The following is a 23534-nucleotide window of genomic DNA, read 5'->3' as shown; positions in this document are numbered from 1 at the left end:
CCAATTTACTGGCAAGGTGATGCTAATAAATGCTCGGTCATCTGTTCAACTGGTAAGGGTTTAGCGAACAGGTAGCCTTGATACTGCTCACAACCATAGTCGCGCAGTAGTTCAAGCTGGGCATTGGTTTCAACCCCTTCCGCTATTACTTGTAGGTTAAGGTTGTGGGCCATAGATATAATGGTTTTACAGATCATCGCATCATCGGTATCAACAGTGATGTCCTGTACAAAAGAACGGTCAATCTTCAGCTTATCTAAAGGGAACCGCTTAAGATAACTCAGGCTTGAATAGCCGGTGCCAAAATCATCCACACTGATCTGGATCCCCAGATTGTGGATCTTATCCAAGGCGGCGATGGTTTCTTCCGCATTGCGCATAATCATACTCTCGGTCAGTTCCAGATCCAGGCAGGCCTCAGGAACACCATACTCGCGAATAACATCGGCTACTTCTCTTGCAAAGCTCTCCTTTTGAACCTGAAGCGCAGACAAATTGACCGATACCGATAGTTGGTCAAACCCTTGCTTTCGCCATTGAGCCAGTTGAGAGCTGGCTTGATGAAGCACCCAGCTGCCAATGTCGACAATCAATCCACTCTCTTCGGCAAGTGGTATAAACGCATCCGGGGAAATCATACCTTTCTCTGGATGGTTCCAGCGAATCAACGCCTCAGCACCAATAATTCGGTTACTTTTCACATCGAGTTGAGGTTGGTAATAGAGTTCAAACTGGCCCAGTTTTAACGCTTGGTTAAGGGCATTTTCAAGAGAGATTCGCTCTTTAAGCGAGTCATCAAGGCTGCGGTTGAAATACTGCGCACAGTTTCTTCCTGAGGCTTTCGCATGGTACATAGCGGCATCGGCATTTTTCATCAACTGGACCGGGGTTTCACCATCTTCAGGGTAGATAGCAACCCCAATGCTCGGCGTTACAAACATATCCTGTAAGGCTAGTTTCACCGCGGGTTTAAAGTTCTGTTGAATATCCTCAATGACACCATTGATCTCGGTTGACCCTGCGATTTCATTTAAAACGATTACAAACTCATCCCCACCCAGACGAGCAACCGTATCATTAGCACCGATCACCTGATGTAAACGATTGGCGACTTCAACCAGAAGTTGGTCTCCTTCATGGTGTCCCAGCGTGTCATTGACCAATTTAAATCGATCCAGATCGATAAACAGAACAGCCAATTGCCATTGATGGCTCTTTGCATCGGACAGCGCATTTTCCAATCGTTCTTCCAGCAGCAGTCGATTAGGCAAGCCGGTTAACGCATCATGCAGAGCCATATGCTTAACGCGCTCTTCTGCCATTTTTCGCTCATTAATCTCAACCAGCAGGTCCATGTTGGCTTTAGCCAGTTCTTTGGTGCGCTCTTTAACTCGTAGCTCAAGGTCTTCATGGGCTCTGGCCAATGCCACATCGGCGGCCTTTCGTTCAGTAATGTCCATGGTGATCCAGATAGAGCCTTTTGCCAGGTCATCAGGATCAATGGCTTTACTGGTTACTTCACACCATATGGGCGAACCATCTTTACGGCTGAGAAGCATCTCATCCTGGAAAACTTTGCCTTGCGATAAGGGCTTATAACAGGCCTTTCCAGCGGCTTTCCAATCCTGTTCGGTTAAGTACCACTGACGTGATGAACTCCCTGCAAGCTCACCCGCGTTATAGCCAAACATCTCTTCAAAGCGTTGGTTACATCGGGTTACTGAACGATTTTTGAGGAAGACAATCCCCACCATCGCATAGTCCAGGATCAGGTTTTGCTCATTGAGGATCACCTTAAGCGCCTCATCTGCTTTAACCTGTTGATCAATATCTTCAACTATCCAGATATAACCTAAACCGGGTTCATTAGAGGATATAATGTTCCCTCTAATCTGGGTCCAGAAAAGCGTTCCATCCTTGCGCTTCATCTTCATTTTCTGGGTGTAAAGGGTACCTTCCATCAAGCTTGGATAAGCGCTATCGCCCAGTTCAGAAAAAGCTTCAAAGTCTGGGTATAGAATTGAACTACTCTGACCAATTAACTCTTCTACCCGGTAATCATAGATATCCGCAAACTTGCGATTACAACGAATTATTTTTCGCTCATGATCCTGCGAATCTTTAATAAAGCAGATACCCGTACCCGCGTGCTCAAAGATAACTTCCTGTTCTTTTAACGTATTCCTAAGGGAATGTTCGTTCTGTATAAACTGGTCAATATCCAGCTCACGCAGCTGTACTAACCAGCTTTCATTGACAGCCACCGATTTATTAAGCTGGATAATATGCCAGCGCGGACCATCTGTTGTATGGGTTAGAAAATGGCCTTCCGCGTAATCTTTTTCAGCCATCGCTCTCCACAATCCTATACCCTGCTCTTTATCGACGAAGCGATCAATAAACAGGGTATCTGCTACAGGAAGGCGTAAAGTTGCATAATGGGAACGGGAGATCAGTTGGCCTGACTGGTCAAAGGTCGACAGCATACTGTTATTGTCAGAGGAAGAAGCAGTTCTATCGAGCGAGAGTTTCAGCTCTGGACAGCTATGGACCTCGCTGAACAGGTAGATGCTCTCAGATAACTTATCTGTCTGAAAGCGACGCGATTTATTCGATCCAAAATCAAGTTCGAAGGGCTGATCAGCACTTAGGTAATCGTCAAGTAAATGGACCTCTCTACCATCAACTTCAGCCAGTTGATCGGGTTTATTGACTCCCCAGCACCCAGCCGCAGCCTGATTACCCCAAATTATGGCGGAACGCTGAACATCATAAGCCCAGATAGCAGAATCAGTGATTGTCATAACCGTCGACTTCTTTACCTGAAATTAAAACAGGCGTTTTATTATTATATTATCTATACCCCATTCTCATCAGATCAGCCTTTAGGGTACATAATGCATTGGTAGGGTATTCACCTATACTTTTTGTATCACATTACCCATCCAAAAACCATGCAAAGAATAAGTGTTTAGTTTTTCCTAACGTCAATTTGTAAAGTTATGTAACGCCACATTTTCTCCACATTTCCCTATATCTATCACCCTGAGCTTTCCATTAAAATTGGCCCATCTGGATTTTTAGGGGTGCTTTTGTGCTTAAGAGATTTTTAACTCCCTGTCTGGCTCTTTGCCTTCTTGTTCTTTTTGGGTGCCAATCCCTGTCCACGGTTAGCCTGAAAGAACGAGTTGAAAGCGCCCAGTCGATAGCAAAGGACGCTTCGCTGGAACCCCTGATTATCCAGACCCAACCTTTTCAAATTCAAAGCTACTTTCGCATCAAAGATCGCAGCAAACCGCTACGGGTATACATAGAAGGTGATGGGCTTGCCTGGGCCAAAAGGGATCAATCTTCTGGCTTTCCATCTCCTACTGAACAGAGCACACTCAAGCTCGCGTCACTTGATCAGAGTGACAACGTTCTCTACCTCGCTCATCCCTGTCAATTTAATGTGAACAGCCGTTGCTCAGCGTCCAGCAACTCCGACAGGCAGTTTACTGAAGATGTGATCAATTCAACCAATCAGGCTATTAGTATTGTTAAACGCCACTTTCAGTTATCCAGCATTGAACGGGTAACAACGGATCAGGGCAGATAGAAGCAGATTAGTGCGGTTAAGAACGGTTAAGAACGGTCATTTGATCGCTCATCCGTTTTTTTGCTTAAGTTGCTTTTAAGCAGAAAACTCAAACTTATACCCTACCCCGTAAACCGAGTGGATCACCTCGCCTTCTGGGAGATGGGGCTGAATTTTCTTGCGCAGGTTTTTGATATGGGTATCCACAGTGCGGTCACTGACAACGCGCTGATCGGTATAGGCTTTATCCATCAATTGAGAACGGGAGAAAACCCGCCCCTGATTATCCAGAAACGTTTGCATCATCCTAAATTCAACGGGCGTCAGTTCCAGTTGTTCGCCGCCGATAAAAGCCAGGAACCTCTCTTCATCAAGGGAGATTGGATCAGCTGTCTTAGGCGTATTCCCAGAAAATGCAGCGATCCGGCGAAGGGTCGCTTTAACTCTGGCAACAACCTCTCTTGGGCTATAGGGTTTACAGACGTAATCATCTGCACCCAGCTCAAGGCCTAGCAGACGATCAATCTCCTCAACCCGGGCAGTGGTCATTATGATGGGGGTATTAGAGAAGGTCCGGATCTCTTTGCAGATCTCCATACCATCCTTGCCAGGCAGCATTAGATCCAGAAGGATAACAGCGGGATTATGTTGCTTTACCCAACCGGTCACTTCCAACCCGTTGTGGATCATCGTGACCAAATAGCCAGAGGCTTCCAGGTAATCACGGAGAATCTCAGCTAAACCAACTTCGTCTTCAACGATCAGAATATGTTGATCAGATGTCATGCGCGCTTAGTCCCTATCTCTAAACGGGGACAGTGCGCTTAACCTTCGATAGGGAGTGTCACGGAAACCTTCAGGCCACCCAGTTCAGAGGCCTCCGCCTCGATGGTTCCCTGATGGGCCTCAACTATGTTTCTGCAGATTGATAAACCTAAACCTGCCCCACCGGTTGCCCGGTTACGGGAAGCTTCTTCACGATAAAACCGGTCAAACAGACGCGGCAGAATCTCAGGCTCAACTCCCGGCGCACTATCTTCAATAGTAAAATGAACCTGGCTACCCTTTTGCCAGGCCGAAAGGATAATACTGCCATTTCTATTGGTATAGCGTCGACTGTTTTTTAGTAGGTTATCAACCACTTGGCGCAACCGTTTTGGGTCGCCAAAGATTTCCAGCTCAGTGGGTAGCTGCACTTTCAGGGACAGGCCAGACTTACTGAAACTATTTACTACCGATTCAGCAGCGGCTCCGAGAATCTCGGCCAGATCAATATCCTGCTTGCGGTAGTTCAGCGCTCCGGCATCGGTTAGCGCCAGATCATAAAGGTCGTCCACCAGACTATTAAGCTGCTGGGCAGAACCATGTAGCTTGCCAAGCTGTTGGAGGTTCAGAGGGCGTATACCGTCTTGCATCGCTTCAATTTCACTGCGAATTAAGGCCAGAGGCGTACGTAACTCATGGGAGATATCCGCCATGCCCTGCCTTCTTAAAGCTTCATTTCGTTCAAGTGCTGAAGCCAGTCCATTAAAGTCATGGGCCAGTTGCCCCAGCTCATCCTGCCCTTGCGGTTCAATCCGGGTTTCAAACTTACCTTGTGCTAATTGATGGGCACCAGCGGCGATCGACTTAACCGGTTTTACGAAACGGCGGCCCAGCGGTATCCCTGCAACAACCGCTAAAAGAATAGCTACGGTGGCTATGTAATAGATCGTATCCATCTGATCATCACGAAAGCGCTCATCAATCCCTTCAATAGGTAAAGGAACCGGCGTCAGGCTTAAATAGCCCACAACCTCGCCGTTGACGATTATCTCCCTGAGAGTTTGGTTACCAGTTTCATCCGGAGGACCAATGACTCTGCGCCCTTCCAGATTAATTAAGCGCAAGCGGGTTGATAAGCCCGACTTGTCAGTAGGCGGTGGCGGCGGGCGCAGATCCGGTCGAGGACGCTGATGGGGAGGCAGATCGGTTCGATGTTCTCTATGAGGCGGCGGAAGGACCTGCCCTTGTTCCGATCTGGTTTTTTCCGGCAGATAGCTCATCCAAACCTTGTGTTTTCGAGCGACAAACTCCCAGGAACCAACCTCTTGATACTTAGTAGAAAGCTTCTCGACCATTCCATCCAGTTCAGCGAGCTCGGCATCGGTCACATATTCAAGGAAGCTTTCCTGAAAACTAAAACGCGTGGCCAGCGCCATCACACCCGCCAACAGTACACTAAAGCTGATCAGCAAGAAGATGAGTTTACTGGTGATACTTTTCTTAAAAAGCATTAAGGCTTGTCTATCCGCGGGTAAAGACCTGTTTAGCCTGCAACACTACCCCAATTAACGTCGAGAATTAACCCTAAGCCTTAATGCTTCACTTTTTCTCCTTATTAAAACTACTGTTTTATCGAGTCGCTTATAAGCCTTAGTGCCTGAATGCCAGAAGCTTGGTCTGCAACACTTCTGCCATGGTGTTCAGCTCTTCATTGACCACTTTTGAATCTGACGCCCGATTTTCCACATGGCTAGCCAGCTCACGAACCATCTGCACGCTTTCATCGACGCTTAAAACCGCTTGTTGCTGCTCATCGGTAATGATCGCTATCGACTGATTCATATCGATCAGGGTCTGCATCTCCTGTTGAATGCGCGAGAGTGAGGCTTCAGCCTGCTGTGATAAACGCACCCCTTTATCCACCTGACTGCGGTTTTCATCCAAAGAAGTAATTGCCTGACGTGATTGTTTTTGTAGCGACTCAACCATATGCTGAATCTCATCGGTAGACTGGCTGGTACGTTGCGCAAGGGTTCGCACCTCATCTGCAACCACAGCAAAGCCACGGCCCTGCTCTCCAGCCCTTGCCGCTTCAATGGCTGCATTCAGTGCCAATAGATTAGTCTGTTCAGCGATATCCCGAATTACATCCAGTACCCTGCCAATCGAATCACTCTGCCCTACCAAATCCCGAACAGTGGTTTCTACCCGAACAAACTGGTCAGCTAACTTATCAATCGATTTCGCGGTAGCCTGTACATCAACCTGGCCTTTCTCTGCCGCCATCTGCACATTCTCAACAAACGCTAGCCCTTCACGGGTGGTACGGGAGATATCTTCGGCACTGGCACCTAGTTGTGCGGCAGCCGAAGCAATGCCTTCACTCTGCATCTGCTGCTCTGTGCTTTGTTGGTGAGTTTCCAGGCTAACCTGATAGCTGTTATCCGCTGTAGATTTGAGCTGCGACGCCATCACCCCCACATCGGTTAAAGTCGTCCGCAACTTCGCCAGTAAATTTTGAGTTGCCTCCGACATCTCACGAATCTCATCCCGGCCATCAAGGTTAAGCGGCTGAGTCAGGTCACTTTCGTTTTCAATGATAAGCAGTTGCTGTCGCAATCGCTTTAATGGGCCGGTGATGGAAGAGATAATCAGAAAGGCGATAAACACTGAAAGAGGCACTGAGACCACCAGCAGTATGAGTGTAGACCAGGTGATCTCCTCTATACGAAGACTGGATTGTTCACTGCTTTCCTTCACCACCATGCTGGCATCAAGGGTTTTATCCAGCGCATTCTCAACTTCAAGGTTGGCGGTTCTAAGGCGCTCTTGAAACAGAGCGGTCAATCCTAAAAGCTGGTCATTCATATTCTGGACAATCAGATGGGCATCGCTAATTTCAGCTGCAGCCATATTAGCCCGCCCCTGCTGATAGTATTTAATGGCACCATCCATGATGCCCCGATAGTCGGATAGATTCTGCAACATCGGTTTCACCATCGGTCCTGCGTCAGCATCCATCGCCATCGAAGCTAAGCGCTGCTCAAGCTGGTCCGCAGAGCTTCCAGCCTTGTTTAATGATTCATAGTATTGGGTAATACTGCCATCGAAATACCAGAACAGCATATCGGAATAGGTCTTTTGCAGGCGCTGTGCTTGCTGCAGTAGTTCCTGCGTCTGCGATTGCACCGCGATCAATTCCGCTTCACGGTTAATCCAGTCATTTTGTTCCGCTACTTTCTCCTGCTGTAGCAAACTACGCTGACCGATCTGATCCAGTTCCATCAGCAAAAACGATAAAACAGCCACCTTTACCCCAACCAGCACAACAGCCAACGCCATAATGCGGGTGGTTACTTTCAGGTGACGCAACCAACGAGTCATGGGGATTACCTCAATTATTTTTATAGTTATCCATGACGTTAGATCGATACTGTTTTCAGCGAAAGAAAAGGAAGATAAAGGCTATTTTGGCTATAAAGTTCATGAAAGAATCAAACTGACACTGCACTCAGAAACTACTTAAAGTATTTTTCGTAGAGCTTTTGCGTTTCCCCCTGTTTACGCATCTCCTCTAGGGCTTGATGAAACTGATATGCAACACTTCGCTTTTCAACAACCGTAGTGAAGTTATCTATACTTACCCTCTTCTCAGGGTCGAAAGCATGATTAGGCTGCTCTGAAAAGAGTCTGGAACGACGCGAAAATCCCATATTCATTGGAATGAATTGCTTATTAATTGCCTGATAATGAATCCTGATCCCTATGTCGGCGTAGCTATTAAGCTGGTGCTGTTTTTTGTAATGATCAACAATTTCGATATCAGCAATATAAAAGTCGCCACGTCGCGCTTTAAGGCCTTTAATCACCGTGTCTAAAGAAAGCTTCCCTAACTGCACAATGTTGATGGATGGATAAAGTTGGTCCCACTCTAATTTGCTACTCCCCAGTTCAACAATCAGGGTTCCTTTCGCCGCGTTCATATCAGTTATTTCCGGTTGTTCTAACAACGACACCAATACCTCTTTGGTTTGCAAGCCGTTCGGCAGGTAATAAAGATAATCAGCGCGTTTCTGAGAGAACGAGGAGCCCGGGTAGAAATCGACATTACCCTGGGCAAGTTCGAAGTGCAGACGTTTTTTAGGAATCCTGACAATTTTCAGTTGGTAGCCGATCTTTGCAGCGGCTTGACTGAAAAGGTCTTTATAAAGGCCGGCATTATTCTCAGCATCACCAATAAGCGGCTGTTTGGCGATTGCCTTATAGCCCATGATAATCGTTTTATCATTCGCTGAAGCCGGTACTACGAATACCAAACAGACGATCAATACGCTGATTCTGAAGAGATCTCGCATCAAGCATTGGCCTCTCAAGATAGATGTAAAGGAAGTATAGACGGGCAAACCGATGTTGCTGCAAAGGCTAGAAACTGACATTTAAACAAGCTAAGTTAAGATTCGACGTTTCAGATGGGCAGTACAGATGGCTAATATTTTAATCGCATGGGAGCTAGGGGCTGGATTAGGCCATTTAAGCTATCTGTCTGTCATTGCATCAGAGCTTAACGAAAAAGGTCACAGAGTCACCCTGGCGTTGAACGATCCAACGAACGTAGAAAACTTCAACTGGCCTTCGGGTGTCAATATCGTTCCTTCGCCTGCTTTTAGAAGCATGCAATCCAACCAGCCGAAAACCGCTTCACTGCCTTGTATTATGCTAACCCGTGGTTTTCAAAGCCCTAAACTCCTGAAAGGGATGGTGCGCAGTTGGCAGGGACTTTTTACACTCACCCAACCGGACCTGATGCTTTTTGATTACGCCCCCACAGCCATGCTAGCTGCCAGAGGGCTGAGCTTTAAGAAAGTCGTGATTGGCAGCGGTTTCTCAGAGCCTGAGCCAGGAACAGCCGCCCTAAATATGCTGCCCGGCGTTAGTGGGGCTGACAGGGCAGCTCAACTCAGCGAAGAAAAGGTGGTCCATCATATCAATGAAGTATGTCGGTCACTCAATTATCCGCCGGTGAAATATCTGTCTGATCTTTATCAACATGATTTGGCACTGATCTCCAGCCTTCCGGATCTGGACATACATCCGCGTAGTCAGGAAACCAACCATTACTTTCAGTTCGAAAACACGGAACAGAACCAAGAAATATTAACCTGGCCGGACAACCATAAAAAAAATGTTCTTGCTTACCTCCGGGCGCACAGCCCTAACTGCCCTGTCGCATTAGACGCATTGGTTGAAACCGATGCCAATGTTATCTGTTACTGCGCAAATCTAAAGCCGGAAATTATGCAGCGCTACTCGAAGAAAGGAATCACCTTTAGCGTTCAGCCTTTCGATATGGCCCATATGCTGAAAGCTGCTGATCTGATGATCTGTCACGCAGGTAAAGGAACGATCTCTGAATCCTTACAACAAGGAACCCCACTTATTCTGCTGCCTACGCACATGGAGCAGAACATGAATACAGTCATTGTCGAAAAGCTAGGTGTTGGATTACGAGGTAGATCAGACAAAGGACCTAAAGCCGTCTGTTACGATATTAACCGGCTACTGAATAACAGCAGTTTTACAGATAAAGCGATAGGCTTTTCTATACAACTAAAAGACCAGCCCATTATAAAAACAGAGCAACAGCTTATCGAAAAGATCTGCAACCTGCTTTGATGCCACTAGCACACAAGCGCTTAATCGAGCCCCCTCTCTTCTCCCAGTAAAAAGAATCGAGAAAAATTTTTAGCAATTTTTTATGCGGCAACTTATTGAATAATTTATAAAAAACCAAGAACGGTAGGTTGATTTTTGTACTACTGTACCTTGGTACACTTCAAAAAAATATAAATAGCTATAGTCTTACTAGTTAAATCACCATTACCCGCCTAGGTTCTCTAGGAGCTGGGTCGCCAACACAGACAGGGAAATACTATGTTCGATAAGAGATTAGTAGCAATCTCCGTAGCGACCGCTTTAACTTCGCCTTTGGCGATTGCGAATACAGATAAAGAAGATTCAGTCTTTGAATACGGCCCATGGGGTCGAAACTACTCCACAGCAGCGGGTGGAGAATTCAATACTAACTCTCTCTCTTTTGGCTCCTCTCCCGGAGATGAATACAGACGTAATGAGCAGAATGAACTTGGATTCAATAATCCAGTGAATGATGGTGCATGCAGCGCTGGGACATACTGTGGCTTTGCTGAGATTTCAGGCGACTATGGTAGCAGCGCCGATGACGATGTAGGCTTTGTAAATATTGATGCAAATCCCAGCCATTTCTCCAATGGCCCATACCAAGGGGGGCTGACTGGAGGCTTCCAAGTCAATGGAAACGATACAGAAAGTTTTGGTATCGATGGCATGGAAGGAGCCCACGATGGTGATTACGGGAATATGTACACCTACAATAAGGAGAGCGGGGCAACCGGATATGTAATGTATTATTCATCACCTTACCCTTCCCCGTATCCTTACACCGGCTGGTACAGCTACAATTCAGAAAGTTATTCCTCAAACGGCCAGATCTATGGTGGAATCACAACCTCCCTGGACCAGCTAAACGCTTTCGCCTTCGCTAACCCAACAGCTACTTATAATGGCGTTATCAAAGACGGCGGGCTCTTCAGCTTAACGATAAACTTTGGCCCAAATACCTGGAATGGCACTTTCTACGATGCGAAAGGAACTGGCAACGGGTTTAACGTTACAAACGGGTCTGTCAATGGCATTAATTTCTCGGCGAACTCTGAGCAGTTAAATGCCGCAGTGCGTCTGTGAGCGGTCGGTGATGGTGCATCTTCGGCAAACAGCTGATAAAGTCGCTGGTATGATCGATATAACCAAAACCTATGGTGGTCCTGCTGCTGGAAGTATTGATCGTCAAACACTCTTCAGGTCCGTTCCGGGCATGGAAATTGGGGATGTCGACGGTCCAGTTGATGTACCGGATGCGTAATAGAATAGGCTGACTTCTCTAGCCCGGGATCAGCTCCCGGGCTTTACTTAGTACTTCCTAATACACAATAGTCCCTGCCCGGTCGCAACATATCCGTCATATTTTTCACCGATACTCAAGTATTTTGGTGGAAACTGAGCTTTGTCAGACCCGCGCTTCAGCGAACCCTCGCAAGCCATTCAGCATATTCAGGCGATGATCAATCGCAACGATGTAGTGGAGGCTTGGCTGCATAAGCAAAACCAACAGCCCAAACACGCCTTAGTCGAATCACTGACCCATCGTCAGCACCTCGCTGAACTTGAGTTATTGATCAATCGGTTACACCCCGCTGATATTGCGCTATTGCTGGAATCAATCCCACCAGAGCAACGCGGGATAGTCTGGCATCTGATTGGCGATGAACATGCAGGGGCTACCCTGCTGGAACTATCTGATTCAGTCCGTCATGAAGTCGTGTCTGCCTCAGAGACAGAAGACCTGACTGCCGCCGCTCAACACCTGGAAAGTGATGAGATCGTCGATCTGGTCCAGGAACTTCCACAAGATGTTATCCCGGATCTGCTCTCCTCTCTTTCTGAAGAAGAGCGTCAACAAGTTCGCTCTGCCATGGGCTTCCCAGAAGACAGTGTCGGAGCCTGGATGGAGTTTGATCTGCCGGTAGTGCGGGATGATATATCGCTGGATGTGGTACTGCGTTTTTTTCGACGTCAGGGTGAACTCCCGCAAAATGCCGGTAAGATCATGGTCGTTGACGACAACGGACTGCTTAAAGGCACCCTCGCGCTCGAAGATCTGTTAACGAAGAGCGGAGACATACCCATTTCAGAGGTCATAGATACAAACCCGTTGAGCTTCCATACCCGGGATTCAGCTGAAGAAGCCGCCTCTAGTTTCGAACGTTACGAACTGATTGTCGCTCCTGTCATTAATGCGCATGGGAAATTGGTCGGCGTACTCAGGGTTTCAGCGCTTCTCGACCTGATCGATGAGATAGCGCAACGGAAAGTATTACTTCAGGCGGGCCTGAACAGGGAAGAAAACCTGTTTGATCCAATATCTAAGTCCGCGAAAAACCGCTGGCCCTGGATCGCATTGAATCTACTGATCGTGTTTATCGCTTCGCGCATTATCGACCAGTTCGACGCGATTATCAGCCAAGTCGTTACTTTAGCTGCGCTGTTGCCCATTACCGCCAATATCGGCGGTAACGCGGGCAACCAGGTGGTAGCCCTGGTCATCAGAGGGTTAGCCACAAAACAGTTGGACCGTTCTAATCGACTCCAGCTGGTCAAGAAAGAGTTTTCCGTTGCGCTGGTTAACGGTGCATTATGGGGAACAGTCACCGGTATAATTACGCTTTTACTCTATCAGGATCTTAGCCTGGCCTTTGTTATGCTGCTGGCGATGTTCTGCACCATGCTGTTTGCAGCGATTATCGGTGTCGGCATCCCCATTGCTTTAAAATCTCTGGGGCAAGATCCGGCGTTAGGCAGCAGCGTTATTATTACGGGCGCAACCGATACACTAGGTTTCCTGATTTTTCTGAGTTTAGCCGTGGCGATCCTTTGACTTATCGAGTGCAGCAGAGTGGAAGGTGGCCTCAGATATGTGACGGTTTATTTATCGTTGCTTGATTTTGTTCATCCTTTTCCATAAAAAATGAACGTTTTTTCTACGACTTTTGATTGATTTCCGGCTAAAATGCGGTGCTTTCTTTCACTAGAGAGCAGAAGGCCTACCATGCTGGAAAAACTCTTCAAACTCAAAGAACACAATACGACCGTTAAAACGGAAGTCATTGCAGGGATCACAACCTTCCTGACCATGGCTTATATCATCTTTGTTAACCCGAGCATGCTAGCCGCTGCCGGCATGGATCAGGGCGCGGTTTTCGTTGCGACCTGTCTGGCTGCTGCGATCGGCTGTCTGATCATGGGGTTATGGGCTAACTACCCTGTCGCTATGGCTCCGGGCATGGGACTGAACGCCTTCTTCAGTTTTACTGTAGTCGGTCAGATGGGATACAGCTGGCAAGTCGCCTTAGGTGCAGTTTTCCTTTCCGGTGTCTGCTTCTTCCTGCTTTCCGTATTCCGTATTCGCGAATGGATCATTCACAGTATCCCTCTATCGCTTCGTGGCGGTATTGGTGCAGGTATCGGTCTGTTCCTTGCGTTCATCGCCCTTAAAAATGCGGGTATCGTCGTCGATAATCCGGCTACACTGGTAACAATCGGTGATATGACTAGCTGGGGCGCGATAATGGCCTGCCTGGGCTTTGTTGTGATTGCGGCTCTGTTCCATAAGCAAGTAACCGGCTCTGTCATGATCGGTATTCTACTGATCACAGCGATCAGTGTTCTGGCAGGTCAGGTTGAGATGAACGGTATTGTTTCTGCGCCACCAAGCCTGGCTCCAACATTTGCTGAGCTGGATATTGCAGCAGCATTCGAAGTTGGCCTGATTGCGATTGTTTTCTCCTTCCTGTTTGTTGACCTGTTCGACACGTCCGGCACCCTGATCGCCGTAGCGCAGAAAGGTGATCTTCTGGATAAAGATAACAAACTACCCCGTCTGGGCCGCGCCCTGATGGCTGACTCTGGTGCTACTATGGCGGGCGCAGTCATGGGTACATCGACGACTACCAGCTACATTGAATCGGGTGCGGGTATCGCTGTCGGTGGCCGTACGGGTCTGACCGCTGTGGTTGTCGGTATCCTGTTCCTGTTATCCCTGTTCTTGTCTCCATTGGCGGGCACTATCCCGGCTTACGCGACAGCACCTGCGCTGTTCTTTGTTGCGGTATTGATGACGCATAGCCTGGTTAAAATCGACTGGGATGATATTACTGAAGCCGCACCGGTTGTGATCGCAGCCGTGACTATGCCGCTGACCTTCTCAATTACCACAGGTATTGCGCTTGGCTTTATCTCCTACTCTGCACTGAAGATTCTGACTGGGCGTATCAGTGCGCTGAACTCTGCAATGCTGATCCTGCCACTCCTGTTTATCGTTAAGATGGCCTTCTACGGCTAAGCCTAACGATGCTTGATCAAAGCCTCCTTCTGGAGGCTTTGTTATTTCTACAGGCAAATTCCACGAATAAATTAAGAATTATTCCTATTTTGACTGACTGATCAACCCAGTATGATTTGCTAAAAGCTCGAGTTGCGAGCTTAACTCATCACTACAAGGAAAGTAGTCTGTCCTATGCCTGTTAATAAATTGAAACTGATAAAAGATTTAGATAACTATAGATATGTTTATTACTGGGCCTGCCCTGATCAAGGCAGAGTCAGCCCTGAGCTACCTACCATATTACATGCTAGTGAATGGATCATTGAGCATCAAACAGAAAACTATCAAGGCCAAGAGCGTCGTCAGTCAAACTTAGATCGGCGAAAAGTTAAATCAAAAGCTAGAACACCCGACGAAGAGCTGGTTTTTTCCAGAAGAGAAAACCCTGAAGGGCGAAGAATTACTGACAAAGTTCCGGTGATCGATCTGGACCTCTGCCCGGAAAAACTAAAAAGCATGAAAGATGAGCTGCTAAATTGAATTTAAGTCCGGCCGAAGATAAATGCCTTCGGCCGAACTCTCCAGATTTTCACAGGTTTTGACTGCTATTAATCCTATTCCTCTATTTTCCCATGCTTAATTCGCTTCTTATAAATCTCCTGAAGCTTGTAGAGATCCTGTTGTAACTCGAAGAAGCCATGCCAATGGGCATAATCTGCTGCACCCATCATTGCCCCATGGCGGGCCCTGCGTCCTTCGTGGTGCCATAGATGGTAGAAAGTAATCTGGAACTCATCGATCCAAGGGTTATCTTTCAGCAGCCCTTTCTCTTTCAGCTCATCCAGCATCTTCTTCGCAGGGGCATAGTATTCAACGTTATACAGCTGCACCGCTTTATCACCCTGAGCAAAGAAACCACGGGTATGCGATTCACCATGGCATGAGCTACATACCTGCTCCATCTTCTTCCGCCCTTCCGGCCCATTACCCAGCAGCGGGCTCATCACATCGGTTGAATTACGCACCTTGGATTCTTTTGCCCACAGATTCCAGAACAGTCGCTCGGTGATGTTGTGGGTTGTATTCAGTTCACCAATGCCGCTCATATGGCAAGTCGCACAAGTTGGGCCACGATAATCACCCGGCTCCCATCCATCTGAAGGAGAATCCCATTTCCAGGTATAACCTTCAGCATTAAACACATGACCATGTTTACTGTTATTAAACACCTCAATATCCGGATGATCAGGTCCTAAGTGACAGGATGCACAAGCCGCTGGTTTTCTTGCCTCAGCAATGGAGAACTTATGGCGGGTATGGCATGCAGTACAGCTTCCAGTAGAGCCATCCGGGTAGATATTGCCCATCCCCGCATTAGGCCAGGTGGAAGGGTCTGGCGTACCGTCAGCTAAGAGTTTGATCTTGGTACCATGACACTGCATACAACCGGTCTCGTCAGGTGCATTGCCGAACTCTTTGTTATTACGCCCTTCGTGTACTTTTACCAAAGCGTGCAAGCTGTCTTTCGGAATAATCTGCCGATAGGAACGGAAGTGACCACTCTGGTTAAACTGTTCCTGCTCCACCGCATGGCAGCGGCCACAAACATCTGGGGAAACCAGCGGTGTGATATACACTCCAGAAAGCTCGCCTTTGTTATGTAGCTGAGCATCAGGCTGGCCTTTACTGCTCTGGTGGCAATCATTACAGCCTACGCCCACATGGCTATGCCGACTGTCTTTCCAGTCTGCCACAATCCCCGGCTGCTTAGTTTGATGGCAGGAGATACACTGCTTATCTAGAGCACTCAGGCTACGATCAAAGGTCATCGTTTTCACACTGCTGAGATCAATCCCCTGCGGCTTTGCAGCGTCTTTACTGTGATTGTCCGCAAAGCCTGACAAAGGCAGAAGAATCAGACCGATTAACAGCAATATCCTTTTCATTACCGGTTCCTCACTCAGCATTTAGAAAACGTTCAAGGTTCTTATGACCAACGTTATGGCATGCGATACATGTTTTCTGGCTGGTCTTCTGGAAATAGGGTTTATGAGCCACAAACTGCTTGTTGCTGATCTCTGAAGCTTGCTCAAGGTTGTTATGGCATTTCAGACAGCCTGAATCATAGGTGTATCGATCAGCCTGCAAACGCTTGGCATGCCAATCCACATCATCAGCACCCAGAATATGTTCTTTATAAACATCCCAGGCACCGTTCTTGGCCTTCATATAGAGATAATCGATATAGGAATCCTGCGGCAGATGACAGTCTGTACAGAGCGCCTGAACACCCATCACCGAGTTGCCCCCATGGGTATCTTCCAGAAACGAAGCCTGCATCGGCTTCATGCTATGGCAGCTACCACAGAACTGATGATCCGACGTTACATGCAGCGCCTTATCCACCACGATCCAACTAATGGTCGCAATGGTTGCTAAAACACCCAGTATGATCAGCAACCAAAACAGCCGCAGTAAACGGCTTTTCTTTCGTTCTTGCCTGAACAAAATAGATCCCCCCTCAAAGATCCTCATTTGAGCGTAGTCCAAATTCGCCTAACTACCATTAATCACAGGCAAAAATCCTTAGAAAACAAAGGGAATGTTAATCTGGGTCAATTAAAGGCAGGACGCCACTTCGTGGCTAGAGGACGGCTGCGCCTAGAGGAAAGGCAAAAACCGGTAAGGCAGCTAGGAGCTGCTGAATTCTGGTAAAAGCGAAAAAGACCAGTGAATAGAGACGGCAGCTATGCGTCAGAATTGGACATTAAATCTTGATCACAAAGCTCTCCTGGAGCATATTTATAGTCAGGATTAATTAGGTCATCTGCATGGCCATGATAAAGGATTATTTTGATGCCATCTCAAGTTGAAGATCAAACTCACTTAAAACCCTCCTTTGGACACTACCAAGGTATTTTAAGATCCATTATAGCGGTAGTTGTAATTTCTTCTCTCTTCTACTTCACTGAAATTCGTGACGTCCAGATTTTGCAAGATATAACAGAAGGTAGGAGGGGAATGGCCCTTACAGCAGATGCAATTATTGCTCTGCTAATGGGGTGTGTTTGCGCGTTAGGTTTAGACAGGGTGCTAGTCCCTTTCCTCAAACCTCTCTCTAGTAAACCTCAAATCGAAATAATTACTAATGGAATTAGATACCTCTATACCAATTCTAAAGCAGACATTTTATTTTCAGATATCGAGAAAGCTATTGTTCGTTTGGAACCTGAGTCTTCTATCGAGATATTCACCATTGCAGGTCAATTCATAGAGATACAACAATATACAAATATGGATAATTTGATTGAGCATTTAAAACAAGGAAATGTGCAGTTTGAACAACCTAACAAGTAGCTTTAACGGTTCCTCATTTCACTCCTCCCACTAAGCTAAGCGTTAGCTGTACTAAGGAACAATCTAAATGGAATTTAAAAAAATCGCCGCAGGCTCGTTTTATTATGTTGGTAAATATAGGGTTGTATTAGCTAAAGCGTTGGCTGTTCCATTTCTTTTGTTAGTAGCATTGGATGCCGTTACATTTTTGGGCTTAGATACAGCGACAGGTTATCTAGTCGATTTTTTAAGCCTTTTCGTAAACGTTATTTTTGCAATAATCATTCATCGTATTGTTTTATTGGGTCCTAATTCCGTTTCAGCATGGAGGCTTATTGGCTGGTCTAAAAGAGAAACATTCTTTCTACTTCATCTTATTGGCATAGGAATAGCCCTTTTACCTTCCATTTTACTTGGGTATGTGCCTGTTCTTGGGCCATTATTAGCTCTTATTTTTATTTGCTGGATGCTTGGGAGGCTGAGTCTTGTTTTTCCAGGAATAGCTATCGACAAAGGGGTTGATTTTAAAATTTCATGGGAGCTTACCAAAAATCACCAATTGCTAATGTTTCTTGTTGTGATCGTGCTGCCTATTCTTATTGCAATACCTTTTATAGCAATAATTGTGGCGCTTTCTCTTATGCTTGAAGTTCCTCAAATCATGTATGTTAAAAGTTTTATTGTGGCTATAGTACTTGTCTTTGAGATTGCAGCTCTATCGATGACCTACCAACTAATCACCAGTAAACAGTATGGAAACAGTTAACAAGGAAAGGCACCCGGCGCATACTGCGCGGTTGCTTTGAGCGTTTAGCATCAGGAGAGAGTGTGAACGAATCAACATTATTCATAGTTGTCCTTTGTTTGTTTGTCGGCTTCGGCTGTGGTGCAGGTGTTATTCGCAAATTTAAGGGAACCGACAAAGCTACGCTAAAGCTGGCAGTTATGGTGCTAGTTACGGCAGTTTTTTCAGTCTTACAATATTATAAGTATCAATCTGTTGTGGGCACAGAAATTGAGTACATTAATATAATGAAACCTTTGTTTTTTGGTTCAATCGCATTTGGTGCACTATTGAGCTGCTCAGTTTATAGGCTCGTCAAAAATGCTTAACAAAGCCAGCCAGTATGGAAGCGCTTTCAGCGCCTCTGCTTAAGGCATTATGTTTCAGTGAACCATGAAAAAGGTGACTACGTTTCTTTTTAAAATTGCAGATGTTCTAGCTTTCCTATTTTTAATAGGAGGGTTGATCTCAATTCTGCATTTACCTTTCAGTGAAGTGGAACATCTTTACCAAGCATACAAAGGCTGGGAGCCTAGCTGGTTAGGCATACTCTTCTATGCAATGAACTCTATAGTTATGGGAATAGCGAGTTACTTGTTCTTGCGACGTAGGATAAGAGTTTTTACTGTTCTAGCCATTACTTCAGCAATTTGCACTATGTCTATTCAAGGTGTATCGGCAGGTTTGTGGCTTATTGGATTTGTCCTTTTGATGCTGATGCCATGTTACCTAGCTAAACGAGGAACATCTCAAAATGCTTAAGTGTAAACATAACAATGGTGATATCTGTTTATTCATTGTCTATCAAACTTCACTCACACAGCATTTGGTATAGATCATAGGGAGATCTGAATTATGGTAAAGCGGTTGTGTTGCTTTGTTATCGTTGGGCTGTTGTTTTCCACTACAAGCTTTGGTGGTGATGAAAATGAATTAAGGTATATATATGGTGTCGGTTCGAAGACATGTTCTCAATATACAGCGTCAAGAAGCTCACAAGATGAATTTTTGATATATAGATCATGGATCGCAGGATACATAACAGGTTTTGGAACAGTTTTTACTAAGCATAATGTTTTTCTTAAGGATCTTAAGATAAACAATATGTATAAAAGTTTAGATCGTATTTGTGCCACTGAACCCGAGAGAACTTTAGATGACGCACTCAGTGAAATACTTACCCCAATCGTTTCAGCTGCTGTGACTAAAAACCAACAGAGCAATTAACGTCAGAAAATTCCATAATGATTTCTCGTAGGCTTCGATAATCTGATCTTTCAAAATAACCACTAGTTCCCAGCCTCTGCTTTTCCTCTAGCCATGAAATGGCGTGCTCTAGCAGCGGAGCTGCGTCCTCTAGGCGAAGCCGTCCTCAAGCTGCACAGCAGCGTCCTAAGCGGCTACGCCGCTACTCCCACCTAACTTCTGAAGTGAACATATACCCTGCTCCGTAGACTGTTTTGATCAGCTCGGGTTGCTGGGGGTCTTCTTCGATCTTCTTGCGCAGGCGGGACATGCGCACATCGATGCTGCGGTCATAGGGAACGCAGTTTTCACCGAGAAGCTGGTCTCGTGAGAGGATCTGGTATGGGTGTTTTAGTAATGCAAGTAGCATGTCGCCTTCGGCGCGGCTCAGGGAGTCATCGCCTTTTTCTTCATGCCTTAGGCAGAGGGATTCAGGTTGAAAGCTCCACAATCCAAAGCGGGCAGTTTTTGGCTGATCCACTACTTCGCTTTGGCGTTTGCGCAAGCGGCGGGTCAGGCTTTGTACCCGCGCCACCAGCTCACGGGGCTCGAAAGGCTTAGTGATGTAATCATCCGCGCCAAATTCCAGGCCCAGTACACGGTCGGTTAAACCATCTCGCCCGGAAACGATAATAACGCCGATCTCCTGCTCTTCGAACTGTTTTACCAGCTGCATCCCATCCATATCGGGAAGATTCAGGTCGACGATACAGATATCCGGCGCTTGCTTAGCCAGTTGTTCCAAAGCCGCAGTGCCCGTTGGGCAGTATTCGGTGCGGTAACGAAAGCCATCCAGCGTGGAACAGATCAGTTCTCCCAGGTCGCGTTCATCCTCTATGACATAGATTAACGGCGTGGATATATTCGGAGTCATGAACTCTCCTCCTTCACTTTCTGGAGCTGGGATAACTTAGAAATCGCGCTTTTCAGATGATCAGCGGTAAACGGTTTCTGTAACAATTGGTATTCAAAATCGGTTTCTGGCGGGGTATCGCTATAGCCGGTCATAATGACGGCAAATGCTTTTGGATACAATAGCTTAACCGCGTTAATCACTTCATAACCGGAGCTGGCACCAGGCATAATCACATCCGATACGACCCCGGCCAGGTTATCCAGACCAGTCATCATCGCCAGCGCCTCATCGCCCGAAGTTGCCTCGATCACCATAAAGCCCATCTCCGTTAACTGCGATCTAACCAGCTTGCGTACATCATGGTTATCTTCAACTAACAGCACCAAAGATGATTCGGGCATAAACTCAGTCGGCTCAGCACCCTGCTCGACTTCGGGTACAGCTTCCACTTCTTGCTCATCAACAGCAGGCAGGAGAATATCGACCCGAGCTCCGACATCCGATTCATTATTTTGGAAACGCAGGTAGCCTTGGGATTGTTTAACAAAGCCATACACCATACTCATGCCAAGCCCCGAACCGGCACCGGTTGCTTTAGTGGTGAAGAATGGCTCACAGGCTTTATATAGGGCATCTTCTGAGAAACCTTCGCCGCTATCGATGACCGAGATAAGCACATAGAACCCCGGCTTCACTTCATCATCCCAATGACTGGAGAGCACCTGATGATCGATATGACTAATGCCGGACACAACCAATCTCAGCTCGCCCCCTTTTGGCATCGCATCCACGGAATTTAGTGCCAGATTAACCAAAGCATCTTCCATCTGGGCCGCATCAACATAGACCGCTGGCGTGTTCGGGTTAATCCGTGTTTTAAGCTGAATATTCTCAGGTAGTGGCGCTGCCAACAGATCAATCAGCTCACCAATCAGTTGATCCGGTTTTATCTGCCCGGGTACTAACGGTTGGCGGCGGGAGAATGCCAGCAGGCGTTTAGTCATATCTGCACCGCGACGGGTTGCACGGATGGCTGGCGACAGATTTTTCTGAAGATGTTCTGGCAATGCCTGGTTATTTTGCAGCTCGAGCAGGTTACCCAGAATAATGGTCAGCAGGTTGTTAAAGTCATGGGCCAACCCGCCAGACATCTGACCTACCGCTTTCATTTTGCTCGCTTCTGCCATCCGCTCTTCAACTTCACGCTCGGCGGTAATATCAATAGACAGCGTCAGCATCCCTTCTACCTCTTTGCGCATATTGTAGAAAGGCAAAACGGTACGACGGGTCAGGATCTCTTCGCCATGATGGTTAATCTTATACTCATAAACCGGCGTGTCGCCCTGCTTAGCCTGATCAATATAGGGTTCCAAGGCCGCACTCATCTCTGGGCCCACCACTTCACTGAAGTGTTTGCCGACAATCCCCTCTTTGGTTTGATCGAACATCTCGCGATACTGACGGTTAGCAAAGATGTAGCGCAATTGAGGGTCCAGGTAGGCTACCTGAGCAGGTAGCGCATCCAGAATCAAACGTTGCCGGGTCTCAACCGCCCGCAACTCATCCTGGGTATTCTGCAGGGAATCCACTGCTTCCAGAAGCTGGGCATTGGAGTCAGACAGCTCTTTGGTCCGTTCCTCAACCCTTAAGTTAAGCGTATTGATGTTATCGCCCAACCGTTCGACCATAATATCGAAAGATTCCGCCAGCATTCCCAGCTCATCATCACGATCAATACCGGTTTTCACATTCAGATTACCGCGGCTGATCTTGTAGGCCGTACTCGACAGACTCTTAATTGGCGAGGTGATCCACTCTGCGAAAAAGAACACCGCAACGATCGCGATCATCAGCGCAAAAAAACCCATCGCCATAATTCGCTGACTCAGCTGCACAGAACTGGCTTTCAGATCATCCAGATAGACCGAGGAACTGATGTACCAGTCAAACCCCGATAGGTGTCGAACCAGCGACAACTTTTCATACTCATAGTGACCCGGATCATCCGGGCGATCCCACTTGTAGTAGAGCTCATTGCCGGTATCAGCAACTTCCATCAGATCCAGGTAAATCGGATGTTTAGTCACTGGATTGAGCATGTCTTTGAAATTCAGACCATGAATATTCGGGTTCGGATGAAACAGCATATTGCCGTTAGAGTCGAAGATATAAAGATAGCCATTGGTGGCTATTTTTATCTTCTTCAGTGCCCGGTTTATCTCTTCGATCGCTTTCTGTTTCTGCGCTTCAACCTCTTGCTCAATATCATCGATGTAAACCCCCGCACCCATGACAAAGCCCCATTTCGAGTAGTCTTTGACATAGGAGAACTTATCGATAATGCGGGTCTCGTTAAGCCGGTTCCATTTGTATTTATAGAACCCCTGCCCGTCACTCAGGGCAAGCTGAAGGATACCCGGAATAATCAGGTTGCCATCAGGATCGCTGACCTGTGACATATCCTGTCCGTGATACTTTTCTGAGGGGTGTGAAAGGAGCCGGGCATCGTAATTGGAGATCCAGACATAATCACCATTACCAAACTGGAAGCTGCGCAGGTCGGTAAATATCTTATTCCAGATCTGCTCTTCGCTGAGCCCCTCTTTTCTTCCCTCTCGTAAGGCTACTTCAATATGATTCTCGGTCATATCCAGAACCGAGCTGAGGCGTTGCTCATGAGACTTCAGGGTACGGTCGACATAACTTTCCGTACTGGTGTACATCCGGTTCGCCAGGTCATAAACAATATTCAGCACCTGTCGGTTGCCGTTTAGCTCTAGCCGAAACACATTCTCTTTGATGAGCGGTACAGTAAAGATATAGATAGCCGCAAAGATGCTGCCGATCAGCGCCAGCAGCATCAGGAACAAGCGTATTGTTATGGGAGAACGACGATACATTCGATGAGCTTCTTATCTTTGTTATAGGTGACCCAAATCTGTGCGATGACTTTCAAACACAGCGATTATGGGTAGTCTGCGCCAATGCCCCACCC

The 23534-nt window shown here is 46.8% G+C and carries 20 protein-coding genes; 11 read left to right on the top strand and 9 right to left on the bottom strand.

Annotation, left to right across the window (positions count from 1 at the left end; translation table 11 throughout):
* Positions 1–5 precede the first annotated feature (5 nt).
* Positions 6–2804, bottom strand: coding sequence for a sensor domain-containing protein (locus MED92_RS04315; protein ID WP_007020278.1), 2799 nt, complete (start codon positions 2802–2804; stop codon positions 6–8).
* A gap of 290 nt (positions 2805–3094) precedes the next feature.
* Here MED92_RS04315 and MED92_RS04310 point away from each other — a divergent pair, with 290 nt between their 5' ends.
* A complete protein-coding gene (locus MED92_RS04310) occupies positions 3095–3598 on the top strand; it encodes a hypothetical protein (protein ID WP_007020277.1) in 504 nt (167 codons plus the stop codon).
* Between the two features lie 75 nt (positions 3599–3673).
* On the opposite strand, the gene MED92_RS04305 is transcribed toward MED92_RS04310, so the two are convergent.
* The 4 genes from MED92_RS04305 to MED92_RS04290 form a co-directional block, all read right to left on the bottom strand.
* Complete coding sequence (locus MED92_RS04305) at positions 3674–4363, bottom strand: response regulator (RefSeq protein WP_007020276.1); 690 nt, start codon at positions 4361–4363, stop codon at positions 3674–3676.
* Between the two features lie 38 nt (positions 4364–4401).
* On the bottom strand, positions 4402–5853 hold the full coding sequence (locus tag MED92_RS04300; protein ID WP_007020275.1) for an ATP-binding protein: 1452 nt from the start codon (positions 5851–5853) through the stop codon (positions 4402–4404).
* A 139-nt stretch (positions 5854–5992) separates the two neighbouring features.
* Positions 5993–7726, bottom strand: coding sequence for a methyl-accepting chemotaxis protein (locus MED92_RS04295; RefSeq protein ID WP_007020274.1), 1734 nt, complete (start codon positions 7724–7726; stop codon positions 5993–5995).
* A gap of 134 nt (positions 7727–7860) precedes the next feature.
* Complete coding sequence (locus tag MED92_RS04290; protein WP_007020272.1) at positions 7861–8697, bottom strand: substrate-binding periplasmic protein; 837 nt, start codon at positions 8695–8697, stop codon at positions 7861–7863.
* A gap of 127 nt (positions 8698–8824) precedes the next feature.
* Here MED92_RS04290 and MED92_RS04285 point away from each other — a divergent pair, with 127 nt between their 5' ends.
* The 6 genes from MED92_RS04285 (at position 8825) to MED92_RS04265 (ending at position 14858) form a co-directional block, all read left to right on the top strand.
* A complete protein-coding gene (locus MED92_RS04285; RefSeq protein ID WP_007020271.1) occupies positions 8825–10015 on the top strand; it encodes a glycosyltransferase in 1191 nt (396 codons plus the stop codon).
* A 258-nt stretch (positions 10016–10273) separates the two neighbouring features.
* Positions 10274–11122, top strand: coding sequence for a hypothetical protein (locus tag MED92_RS04280; protein WP_007020270.1), 849 nt, complete (start codon positions 10274–10276; stop codon positions 11120–11122).
* A 10-nt stretch (positions 11123–11132) separates the two neighbouring features.
* Positions 11133–11300, top strand: a complete 168-nt coding sequence (locus MED92_RS18945; RefSeq protein ID WP_007020269.1) for a hypothetical protein — start codon at positions 11133–11135, stop codon at positions 11298–11300.
* A gap of 141 nt (positions 11301–11441) precedes the next feature.
* A complete protein-coding gene (gene mgtE / locus MED92_RS04275) occupies positions 11442–12872 on the top strand; it encodes a magnesium transporter (protein ID WP_007020268.1) in 1431 nt (476 codons plus the stop codon).
* 171 nt (positions 12873–13043) lie between these two features.
* Complete coding sequence (locus MED92_RS04270) at positions 13044–14336, top strand: NCS2 family permease (RefSeq protein WP_007020267.1); 1293 nt, start codon at positions 13044–13046, stop codon at positions 14334–14336.
* Between the two features lie 174 nt (positions 14337–14510).
* Positions 14511–14858 (top strand): hypothetical protein, encoded by a 348-nt coding sequence (locus tag MED92_RS04265; RefSeq protein WP_007020266.1) that lies wholly within the window; start codon positions 14511–14513, stop codon positions 14856–14858.
* Between the two features lie 74 nt (positions 14859–14932).
* On the opposite strand, the gene MED92_RS04260 is transcribed toward MED92_RS04265, so the two are convergent.
* Together MED92_RS04260 and MED92_RS04255 are read right to left on the bottom strand one after the other, a co-directional pair.
* Positions 14933–16264 (bottom strand): multiheme c-type cytochrome, encoded by a 1332-nt coding sequence (locus MED92_RS04260; protein WP_007020265.1) that lies wholly within the window; start codon positions 16262–16264, stop codon positions 14933–14935.
* 10 nt (positions 16265–16274) lie between these two features.
* Positions 16275–16826, bottom strand: a complete 552-nt coding sequence (locus MED92_RS04255; RefSeq protein WP_007020264.1) for a cytochrome c3 family protein — start codon at positions 16824–16826, stop codon at positions 16275–16277.
* A gap of 348 nt (positions 16827–17174) precedes the next feature.
* On the opposite strand from MED92_RS04255, the gene MED92_RS04250 reads away from it, so the two are divergent.
* From MED92_RS04250 to MED92_RS04230, 4 genes are all read left to right on the top strand, one after another.
* Positions 17175–17675 carry a hypothetical protein gene (locus MED92_RS04250; protein WP_007020263.1) on the top strand — a complete coding sequence of 167 codons (501 nt, stop codon included), beginning with the start codon at positions 17175–17177 and terminating at the stop codon, positions 17673–17675.
* 67 nt (positions 17676–17742) lie between these two features.
* On the top strand, positions 17743–18420 hold the full coding sequence (locus MED92_RS04245) for a hypothetical protein (RefSeq protein ID WP_007020262.1): 678 nt from the start codon (positions 17743–17745) through the stop codon (positions 18418–18420).
* A gap of 62 nt (positions 18421–18482) precedes the next feature.
* On the top strand, positions 18483–18767 hold the full coding sequence (locus tag MED92_RS04240) for a hypothetical protein (protein WP_007020261.1): 285 nt from the start codon (positions 18483–18485) through the stop codon (positions 18765–18767).
* A 526-nt stretch (positions 18768–19293) separates the two neighbouring features.
* Positions 19294–19665, top strand: coding sequence for a hypothetical protein (locus MED92_RS04230; RefSeq protein WP_007020259.1), 372 nt, complete (start codon positions 19294–19296; stop codon positions 19663–19665).
* A 181-nt stretch (positions 19666–19846) separates the two neighbouring features.
* On the opposite strand, the gene MED92_RS04225 is transcribed toward MED92_RS04230, so the two are convergent.
* Complete coding sequence (locus MED92_RS04225; RefSeq protein WP_007020258.1) at positions 19847–20557, bottom strand: response regulator transcription factor; 711 nt, start codon at positions 20555–20557, stop codon at positions 19847–19849.
* On the bottom strand, positions 20554–23439 hold the full coding sequence (locus tag MED92_RS04220) for a cache domain-containing protein (protein WP_007020257.1): 2886 nt from the start codon (positions 23437–23439) through the stop codon (positions 20554–20556). The genes MED92_RS04225 and MED92_RS04220 overlap by 4 nt, the downstream gene beginning before the upstream one ends.
* Between the last annotated feature and the right edge of the window lie 95 nt (positions 23440–23534).

Source organism: Neptuniibacter caesariensis (assembly GCF_000153345.1).
GTDB lineage: Bacteria > Pseudomonadota > Gammaproteobacteria > Pseudomonadales > Balneatricaceae > Neptuniibacter > Neptuniibacter caesariensis.
This window is presented reverse-complemented; position numbering and strand designations above follow the sequence as displayed.